Consider the following 6,424-nt stretch of genomic DNA (forward strand, 5'->3'; position numbering starts at 1 on the left):
AACCTACGACCGATCGGTTAACAGCCGATTGCTCTACCACTGAGCTACTGTGGAATAATGTTACTGCCACTTTATGTATTATAATGAAAGTCATGTAGCTTGTCAACATTTTTCATTGAAGTGTTGACTAAATTATTTGTGCCGCTTAGCGACTTCTATAATATATCACAGCTTATTTAAGTTAATCAATACTTTTTTATAATTTTTTTCTTAATTTCCCTTTGCATTTCCCACACACATATTTAACAGTATTAATTCTTCTTTTTCTCTTATAAATAAGATTGCACTCTTTGCACTCATATACATGATTGAATCCCTCCTGCCTCCTCATCCCAGGAATTTCCCTGCAATAACGAGATCCCCCTACACGATGTAATAACTCTTTAAATTCTTGATCTCGATGCATATACCCTCTGCCTTCAAGATGTAAATGATAATGGCACAGCTCATGTTTAATAATCGCAACCAATTCCTCAAGTCCGTGAGCTTGAAACTGCTTTGGATTCAATTCAATATCATGTGACCTTAATAAATACCTTCCACCAGTGGTCCGTAGCCTGGGGTTGAATCTAGCCTCATGCAAAAAAGGCTTATTGAAGCTTTTTAATGATATGTTTTCAACTAGTCTTTGTACCTCACTTTGATCCACACAATCACTCCTGTAACAATAAAATACACTCAACATTGACAAACTCTCACTCATATAATGAATATACTACCATATTCATTAAGGAGTTGGGAGAGATGCCCACATGGTTATGCACCCAGTTACAACGTGCTTTCAAAGAGCAAAACCGCCATCAAATAAAGATTTTAAACCAATGTTGGTTCTATTATCAACGTAAGGAACAGATGAACAAACACCTAGGTTAAACCATTCTTCTTCAAGTCATTTAAATATTACTATGAAAATAGACCATGYGAGTGCATGGTCTATTTTTTAAACTGGTTGGATTGCAGGTTCGAGCATAGTTAAAGCTACTCTTCCTTTTTTTACATTTACATCCTCCACCCACACTGTCACAATCTCTCCTACAGCAACAACTTCAAGGGGATGCTTAACAAATCTCTTCGTAAGTTTCGAAATATGCACTAGCCCATCTTGCTTGACTCCAATATCAATAAAGGCCCCAAAATCGACTACATTCCGAACGGTTCCTTGCAATTCCATCCCTCGATTTAGATCTTCTAATTGAAGCACTCCTTGTTTCAACAGAGGTTTCGCGACTTCATCACGAGGATCTCTAGTTGGTCTAATTAAGGTAGTGATAATATCATTAACCGTTGGTAATCCTAGATCAAGCTCTTGCGCTATATGCTGTTCATCAATCCCTGATAGCTTCTCACTGAGCTCTTTATTCCCCACATCTGAACGTGTCGCTCCAACTTTTTCCAGCAGAGCTTCCGTTTCTTTATATGTTTCAGGGTGGATAGCCGTTGCATCCAATGGGTTTTTTCCATCTTGAATACGTAAGAAACCAATACATTGTTCATATGTTTTTGCGCCTAATCTCGGTACTTTCTTTAATTGAGTACGAGTTGTAAAGCGCCCTTCTTCTTCTCGGCGCTTCACTATATTTGTAGCAACGGATTTCGATAACCCAGCTACATATTGCAATAAGGAAACCGAAGCAGTATTCACATTTACACCTACTTGGTTAACAACAGTTTCCACAACAAAGCTTAACGATTCAGATAAACGCTTTTGAGTTACATCATGTTGATATTGACCCACCCCAACTGATTTAGGATCAATTTTAACAAGCTCCGCTAGAGGATCTTGCAACCTCCTAGCAATAGAGACTGCACTTCTCTCCTCTACTTGAAATTCCGGAAATTCTTCTCTTCCTAAGTCAGATGCAGAATACACACTTGCACCTGCTTCATTTACAATTAGATAGTAAACAGAACCAGGCAAATCATTAATCAAATCGGCAATAAACTGCTCTGTTTCCCTTGAAGCGGTCCCGTTACCTATGGCAATCATTTCAACATTATGCTTCTTGATAAGGTCTTTAATTTTAGCAGCTGCTTTTTCTACTTCATTTCGAGGAGGCGTGGGATATACCACACCTATATCAAGCATTTTGCCAGTTCCATCTACTACAGCCAACTTACAACCTGTACGATAAGCTGGATCTACCCCTAACACAACCTTATCTTTAATGGGTGGTTGTAATAGTAAGTTACGCAAGTTTTCAGAGAAAATATGAATCGCTTGTTCCTCTGCTTTATTCGTCAGTTCATTTCTTATCTCTCTTTCAATGGACGGCTCAATTAATCGCTTATATCCGTCCTGTATAGCAACCTTAATATATTCTGCTGTCGGTGAAGATCCTGATTGACGCATCAAACGCCTTTCGATCTCCTCTACCATTCGGTCCGCCTGAAACTCAAGAGACACTTTAAGAACCCCTTCTTTTTCCCCCCGATTAATCGCTAGAATTCTATGAGGAACAATCGATCGAATTGCTTCTGAATACTCATAATACATTTCGTAAGTAGATTTTTCATCAGCTTCCTTATTTTTCGCGGATGTTTGAACCTTACCTTCTTTAAAAGAACGTAAACGAATAAGCTTTCGTAAATCAGCATCATCAGATACCCATTCAGCTATAATATCTCCAGCGCCCTCAAGAGCTTCTTCCTCGTTCGCTACGCCTTGCTCTTCATTAACGTATTTTCTTGCTTCTGCTAACACATCGACATTTTTCGGAAAGGAAAACATCCATTTCGCTAAAGGTTCTAATCCTTTTTCCTTTGCAACAGTTGCTTTAGTGCGCCTTTTTTGCTTATACGGTCTATATAGATCCTCGATTTCTTGAAGTTTCAATGCTTGATCTATCTTTTTAGAGAGTTCATCCGTTAATTTGTCTTGATCCCTAATTAAGCGTTTGACCTCTTCTTTTCTGTTTTGCAACTGATTCGCATATTCCCATTTCTCAACAATTGTACGAATTTGCACTTCATCTAATGAGCCTGTTAACTCTTTTCGATATCTCGCAATAAAAGGGACCGTATTCCCTTCTTCTACTAGCTCGATTAAATTACGTATGTACTTCTCCTGAACAGACATCTCTTGTTCGATCGTTTTAATTAAGGTTTGATTAAAATCACTCAACTTTTCCAGCTCCTTTGTTAGTAGCCTGCCTAACTAATCATATCATAGGTAAAAGAATGAACAACTAACTTCCACTTCAGCATCATATTTCCTCCCATTTATCATTTTTACTACACAAAAAAACCTCCTTTAAAGAGGAGGTTTCGTTTATGCTAGCTTGCCCACCAACAATGTAACATCATCAATTGCAAATCGGTCTAACGTTAGTAAATCAGTAAATTCCTTTTTTAAAGAATCAATAGTTAAAAGGTTCTTTTTTGAAAAAGGGATTTTGACACCATCAGAATACAACATAAATATGCTACCTTCTTTGTAAGAGAAGCTTTTACTCTTAATTACGGCTTTTCTTCCTGATAAATACCCTCTCAAGGGAATAGGTTGAATTGTTGTACCATCAGGATAATACATGACAAAACCGATGTTGCCAAAGTTACAGTAGTTTAGTTCTTTTTTTACGAAATCAACTTTCACTAAGGTTAAAACTGCACCTCGCTTGTTAACCATAGCCTCGTTACAGGTCTTAACAATCTCCTCAACATCCAGAAAACGATTATCTTTTATTATTTTAATCGCAGCAACAGCTGATTCAGAAGCCCCCTCGCCACTACCAAGCCCGTCTACTACAGCGCAAATTGTAAAATCCTTTTCTTCGACCACTACATGAGCATCACCACAATGTATATTGCCCGGCTTAGCCTGCTGAACAGCGGCGATTTCTAGGTTTTTATGCTCATAAAAATTAATCATTACAAAATCTCCGATGGCTCGACTTTTATTGAATCACGTAGTTTTTGTAAAGCTCTGCGCTGAAGACGGGAAACATGCATCTGAGAAATACCAAGCTTTTCACCAGTCTCTTTTTGACTCAAATTCTCATAATAAGTTAACAATAAAATTTGTTTCTCTCTTTCGTTGAGAACTTGAAAAGCTTTTTCTAGTAACATTTTTTGATCAGTCTTTTCAAATCCACCATCTACATTCCCTACAAGATCAAGTAAGGTTACCTCTCCACCTTCTTGATCTGCTTCAAGCGAACGATCCACTGATAAAGCCTGGTAACTCTTACTCATCTCCATCGTTTCTAGAACTTCTTCTTCAGAGACCTCTAAATACGCAGCAATTTCATGAACAAGTGGCGATCGGTTATATTCAACAGTTAATGCTTCTACTGCTTTTTTTATTTTAGGACCTAACTCTTTAATACGTCTAGGAACATGTACACTCCATGTTTTATCACGAATGAACCGTTTGATCTCCCCTACGATAGTCGGCACAGCAAAAGATTCAAAGCTACGACCAAATTCACTATCGAATCGAGTCAAAGCAGCCAACAATCCTACCATTCCAACTTGGTAGAGATCTTCATCGTATTCCCGACCCTTAGAAAATTTCCGAGCTAATGAACGGACAAGAGCCTCATAATGCTTAACAAGCTTTACTTGGGTCTCTTCATCGCCTGTCTCTTGATAAAGGCGAATCCAATCATATACCTCATCTTTGTTTTGTTTGTGTGGAAGGGACTCCGTCGACATTTGACTCCACCTCATCTCCGTGAATGAACTTTGTCATCATTAAGATAACCCCTGATTCGTCGTTGATCTCCACTTTATCCATCAAAGTGTTGATTAAAAAGAGGCCAAGCCCCCCTTCTTTAAGATCGCCAACAGGCTTACTTGAATCAACCGGTCCTAAGCGTTCACGTAACCCGTTCATATCAAAACTTTGGCCACGATCGGCAATGACGATTTCCATTCGATCTTCATGGAGTACAAAAGAAGCAGAGATTAATCCTTCACCTTCATAAGCGTGATTCACTACGTTCGTACATGCTTCTGCAACAGCAATCTTTATATCTTCAATGTCATCGTACGTAAACCCTAAACGATTGGCAATTCCAGAAACAGTCAAACGTACGACTCCTACGAACTCAGGCTTAGCAGGAACACTCATCTCGATGTGATCAACTTGCTGATGGTTCATTTCGCTTCCTCYTCTTTATTATGCTCAATCTGAATGACTTCATCTAGGCCAGTAATTGTAAATAAACGACGGACTCGATCAGACATTCCTCTCAACTTTAACGAACTTTCATTGGCATCTGTTAATTTCAATATACCAACAAAAATTCCCAATCCCGTACTATCTATATATTGAACATTTTTCAAATCGACTACGATTTGTTTAGTGCTTGTTTCGGCAAGTGGCGTTAGTGCACCACGTAATTTCGGTGCGGTATACGCATCAATTTCCCCTGTTAGATAAATAAGTTCTGCATCCTCTGACTGTTCATGACGAATATCTAAGTTCATCTATATCTCCTCCTGGTATCCCATATGACAATAGTTTATAAATACCACAAATCATTCAATTTTAAACTTCTCGGCGCAAAATCATTAATGTGAAATCATCACGCAAAGTAAAATCTTGTAATTTCACGAGATCCTGATAAACATTTTTGACAATCTCTTGAGCGCTTAGATGCATGTACTTCCGAATCATTTTGACAATCTCTTCGCGTTCAATAAATTCATCATCCACTCGACATTCCGTCACACCATCTGAAAGGAAAACGATAAAGTCACCTTTCTCTACCTTCTTGTGATATTCACGGAATTTCGTGTGGCGGGACACACCCAGCACCAAACCTTTTGCGTATAATTCTTCAAATTGATCTGTTGAAGATGAGTAATAAAAACCTGGCTCATGTCCAGCACCAGAGTAGTGAAATTCATGTGTACCAGTATCATATGCCCCGTACATCATTGTAATAAACATGCTATCATCTACATTTTGTTCAACTACACGATTTAAATTCTCAAGTAATGCTCCTGGCCTTAACCYTTGTTCGGGCAAACTATCCATAGCATATTTGATCATAGACATACACAATGCTGCAGGTACGCCTTTACCGATAATATCAGCAATAGCTACGCCAACATTGCCATTTTCATCTCTTACAAAATGATAATAATCGCCGCTCATTTTTGTTGCAGGCACACTGATAACACCAATATCTAACACCCCATCTGCCGGTATTTCTTTCGGCAGTAAAGTTTGCTGCATGTTAGCCGCAACGTCAATTTCAGACTCCAGTTCTCTTTGGCGATCTCTCAAGCTCTGATGTTCACGATATGCTAAGCCATAGCCCATCATGACTTCGAGTAAGAGTTCAAATGAATCTTGCACTTCATTTGATACACTAGGAAACAACTCTTCTAAGATAGAGCGATGAATACTCACAAGTTCCTCAGGTGATATTTGATGTTCGAGTAAGATTTTACTGAATTGTTGCGCTTCGTATAA

Annotated in this window: 8 protein-coding genes; 1 reads left to right on the forward strand and 7 read right to left on the reverse strand. The window is 38.6% G+C overall.

From position 1 onward, the window contains the following. Window positions 1-196: 196 nt before the first annotated feature. Window positions 197-649: a SprT family protein gene (locus AB685_RS25000; protein WP_047973299.1), complete on the reverse strand. Its 453-nt coding sequence runs from the start codon at window positions 647-649 to the stop codon at window positions 197-199. A 95-nt stretch (window positions 650-744) separates the two neighbouring features. Between AB685_RS25000 and cmpA the strand changes: the two genes are divergently transcribed. Beyond that, window positions 745-873: a cortex morphogenetic protein CmpA gene (gene cmpA / locus AB685_RS31070; protein WP_128755942.1), complete on the forward strand. Its 129-nt coding sequence runs from the start codon at window positions 745-747 to the stop codon at window positions 871-873. A 67-nt stretch (window positions 874-940) separates the two neighbouring features. On the opposite strand, the gene AB685_RS25005 is transcribed toward cmpA, so the two are convergent. From AB685_RS25005 to AB685_RS25030, 6 genes are all read right to left on the reverse strand, one after another. Next, complete coding sequence (locus AB685_RS25005; RefSeq protein ID WP_047973305.1) at window positions 941-3,076, reverse strand: Tex family protein; 2,136 nt, start codon at window positions 3,074-3,076, stop codon at window positions 941-943. A 192-nt stretch (window positions 3,077-3,268) separates the two neighbouring features. Continuing rightward, window positions 3,269-3,868, reverse strand: a complete 600-nt coding sequence (locus tag AB685_RS25010; RefSeq protein ID WP_047973300.1) for a SpoIIE family protein phosphatase — start codon at window positions 3,866-3,868, stop codon at window positions 3,269-3,271. Beyond that, the gene (gene sigB / locus AB685_RS25015) at window positions 3,868-4,653 is read right to left on the reverse strand and encodes an RNA polymerase sigma factor SigB (RefSeq protein WP_047973301.1); all 786 of its coding nucleotides are present in this window, start codon (window positions 4,651-4,653) and stop codon (window positions 3,868-3,870) included. Before sigB ends, AB685_RS25010 begins: the two co-directional genes overlap by 1 nt. Then, window positions 4,613-5,101: an anti-sigma B factor RsbW gene (gene rsbW, locus AB685_RS25020; RefSeq protein ID WP_047973302.1), complete on the reverse strand. Its 489-nt coding sequence runs from the start codon at window positions 5,099-5,101 to the stop codon at window positions 4,613-4,615. The genes sigB and rsbW overlap by 41 nt, the downstream gene beginning before the upstream one ends. Then, the gene (locus AB685_RS25025; protein WP_047973303.1) at window positions 5,098-5,430 is read right to left on the reverse strand and encodes an STAS domain-containing protein; all 333 of its coding nucleotides are present in this window, start codon (window positions 5,428-5,430) and stop codon (window positions 5,098-5,100) included. The genes rsbW and AB685_RS25025 overlap by 4 nt, the downstream gene beginning before the upstream one ends. A gap of 61 nt (window positions 5,431-5,491) precedes the next feature. Further along, on the reverse strand, window positions 5,492-6,424 hold a 933-nt coding region (locus AB685_RS25030; protein ID WP_047973304.1), incomplete at its 5' end, for a PP2C family protein-serine/threonine phosphatase.

This window comes from Bacillus sp. LL01, from assembly GCF_001037965.1.

Coding starts and splice junctions, on each gene's coding strand:
- cmpA (WP_128755942.1), top strand. CDS start 745: ATGCCCACATGGTTATGCACCCAGTTACAACGTGCTTTCAAAGAGCAA.
- AB685_RS25005 (WP_047973305.1), bottom strand. CDS start 3,076: ATGTCTGTTCAGGAGAAGTACATACGTAATTTAATCGAGCTAGTAGAA.
- AB685_RS25010 (WP_047973300.1), bottom strand. CDS start 3,868: ATGATTAATTTTTATGAGCATAAAAACCTAGAAATCGCCGCTGTTCAG.
- sigB (WP_047973301.1), bottom strand. CDS start 4,653: ATGTCGACGGAGTCCCTTCCACACAAACAAAACAAAGATGAGGTATAT.
- rsbW (WP_047973302.1), bottom strand. CDS start 5,101: ATGAACCATCAGCAAGTTGATCACATCGAGATGAGTGTTCCTGCTAAG.